Origin of the sequence: Roseomonas sp. TAS13 (genome assembly GCF_001950415.1) — a bacterium.
Classification (GTDB): domain Bacteria; phylum Pseudomonadota; class Alphaproteobacteria; order Acetobacterales; family Acetobacteraceae; genus Roseomonas; species Roseomonas mucosa.
The window spans coordinates 1-2,753 of record NZ_BDLP01000483.1; the positions used below are offsets into that span (position 1 = coordinate 1).

The window sequence follows — 2,753 nt, forward strand, 5'->3', positions numbered from 1 at the left end:
TCGCCTTACGGTGGAGCTGTGCGTAGATGTGATCAAGAGACAGCGCCGCGCAGCTCGCGCACCCGCGCCCATCTGGCGGCCAGCGCCTCGTCCCGCCATTCCGCCGGGACCTCGGGGAAGAGCTGGAGATGGACGGAGTCGGTCTCGGATGGGAAGCGGGCCAGCCAGGCCTCCTCCGCCGTGAAGGGCAGGACCGGCGCCAGCCAGGTGGCGAGGCAGCGGTGCAGCACGTCCAGCACGGTGCGGGCGGCCCGGCGGCGCGGGCTGTCCGCCGCATCGCAGTAGAGGCTGTCCTTGCGGATGTCGAAATAGAAGGCCGAGAGATCGGCGGCGCAGAAGGCATGGATCTCCGGCACCACGCCGGACCAGTCATAGCTTTCCACCGCCCCGCGGATGCGGGCATCGAGCTGGGTCAGCCGGTGCAGCACCCAGCGCTCCAGCTCCGGCAGCTCGGCATGGGGCACGCGCTCGGCCTCGGAGAAGCCGTCGAGATTGCCCAGCAGCCAACGCAGCGTGTTGCGCAGGCGGCGATAGAGCTCCGCCGTCTGCTCCAGGATGCGCGGGCCGATGCGCTGGTCCTCGGTGGTGTCGGCGTTCATCACCCAGAGGCGCAGGATGTCGGCGCCGTACTTCTTGGTGACTTCCTGCGGGGCGGTGACGTTGCCCAGCGACTTGGACATCTTCCGCCCGGACTCGTCGAGCGTGAAGCCATGCGTCAGCAGCGCCTTGTAGGGCGCCACCCCCCGGGTGCCGATGCTTTCCAGCAGGGAGGAATGGAACCAGCCGCGATGCTGGTCCGACCCCTCCAGGTAGAGATCCGCCGGAAAGGGCAGGCCACGCTCCGGCGTCAGGGTGAAGGCATGGGTCGAGCCGGACTCGAACCACACGTCCACGATGTCCATCACCTGCTCGTAGTCGTCCGGGTTCCGGCCGTTGCCCAGGAAGCGCTGCGCGGCGCCGGGCTTGTACCAGGCATCGGCCCCTTCCTCGCGGAAGGCGCAGACCACGCGCTCCAGCACCGCCGGATCGCGCAGCGGCTCGCCGGTCCGCTTCTCCACGAAGACCGGGATGGGCACGCCCCAGGCGCGCTGGCGGCTGATGCACCAGTCCGGCCGGGCGGCGACCATGGAGGTGATGCGGTTGCGCCCGACCTCGGGCACGAAGCGGGTGACGGCCAGCGCGTCCAGCGCCTTGGCGCGGATCTGGTTGCCGTCGTCCATGGCGATGAACCACTGCGGCGTGGCGCGGAAGATCACCGGCTTCTTGGAGCGCCAGGAATGCGGGTAGGAATGCCGCAGCGAGCCCTTCGCGGCCAGCGTGCCCATGCTCTCCATCGCGGCCCAGACGGGCTCATGCGCCTTGAAGACATGGATGCCGGTGAAGCCCGGCGACTGCACCGAATAGGTGCCGTCGTCGTTCACCGTTTCCGGCACCGGCAGGCCGAACTGGCGACCGAGGTTGAAGTCGTCCTCGCCATGGCCCGGAGCGATGTGGACGAAGCCCGTGCCCGCATCGGCGGTGACGAAATCGCCCGGCAGCAGCGGCACGTCGAAGTCGTAGCCGCCCTCCGCGGGCGCCCAGCCGCGCAGCGGGTGCGCCAGCACGGTGCCCGCCAGCTCCGCGCCCTTGAAGACGCGGCGGATGGAATGGGCGCCGAGGCCGGCCTCCTTCGCGAAGCTTTCCAGCAGCGGCAGGGCGACCAGCAGGTTCTCGCCGACCTTCAGCAGCGAGCCCTCGGCCACCCCTTCCACATGCAGCAGGGCGTAGTCGATCTCCTCGCCATAGGCGACGGCGCGGTTGCCCGGCATGGTCCAGGGCGTGGTGGTCCAGATCACCACGCTGGCGCCCGCCGCCGCCTCGGCCGGCGAGCGCAGCACGCGGAAAAGGGCGTGCAGCGTCGGGCTGGTATGGTCGTGGTACTCGACCTCGGCATCGGCCAGGGCGGTCTTCTCGACCGGGCTCCACATCACCGGGCGCAGGCCGCGATAGAGCGAGCCGTTCAGCAGGAACTTGCCGATCTCGCCCGCGATCACCGCCTCGGAGGAGAAGTTCATCGTGGCGTAGGGATGCTCCCAGTCGCCGAGCACGCCCAGGCGCTGGAACTCCTCCCGCTGCACGTTCAGCCAGTGGCCGGCATAGGCGCGGCACTCGGCCCGGAAGTCGAGAATGGGCACCTGGTCCTTGTCCACGCCGCCCCGGTACTTGCCCTTGGGGTTGCGGTACTCCTCCTCGACCTTCCACTCGATCGGCAGGCCGTGGCAGTCCCAGCCGGGGACGTAGTTCGCGTCCTTGCCCGACATCTGGGCGCCGCGGTTGATCACGTCCTTCAGGATCTTGTTCAGGGCGTGGCCGATATGCAGCGGCCCGTTCGCATAGGGCGGGCCGTCATGCAGCACGAATTTCGGCATCCCGGCGGACTGGGCACGCAGGCGGTCGCGCAGCCCGGTCTCCTTCCAGCGGCCGAGCCAGCCGGGCTCGCGCTTCGGCAGGTCGCCCTTCATCGGGAAGGAGGTGCGCGGCAGGAAGACCGTGTCGCGCCAGTCCCGGGCGGGGACGGTGTCGGGGGTGGGGGCGTCGTTCATCGGGGCAGTTCCGGGCGGTCGGCCATGGCAATGGCGGGGGAAGGCGCGAAGGACAAGGGGAACCCGGCCCTCAGCCGAGGGCCGGGCGGGTAATTCGCGCTGTGTGCCGCCTGGACATGGGCGCCTTATGCGGAGGCCGGTCCGTTCCGGTCAAGTCGCGCGCCATGGCGG

Annotated in this window: 1 protein-coding gene; it reads right to left on the reverse strand. The window is 69.9% G+C overall.

Features of this window, described 5'->3' with window-relative positions; genetic code table 11:
- Positions 1-32: 32 nt before the first annotated feature.
- Positions 33-2,582: an isoleucine--tRNA ligase gene (gene ileS / locus ROTAS13_RS22465; RefSeq protein WP_253187746.1), complete on the reverse strand. Its 2,550-nt coding sequence runs from the start codon at positions 2,580-2,582 to the stop codon at positions 33-35.
- Positions 2,583-2,753: the final 171 nt, after the last annotated feature.

Excerpts from the sequence above, each read along its gene's own strand:
- ileS (WP_253187746.1), bottom strand. The coding sequence starts at position 2,582 with ATGAACGACGCCCCCACCCCCGACACCGTCCCCGCCCGGGACTGGCGC.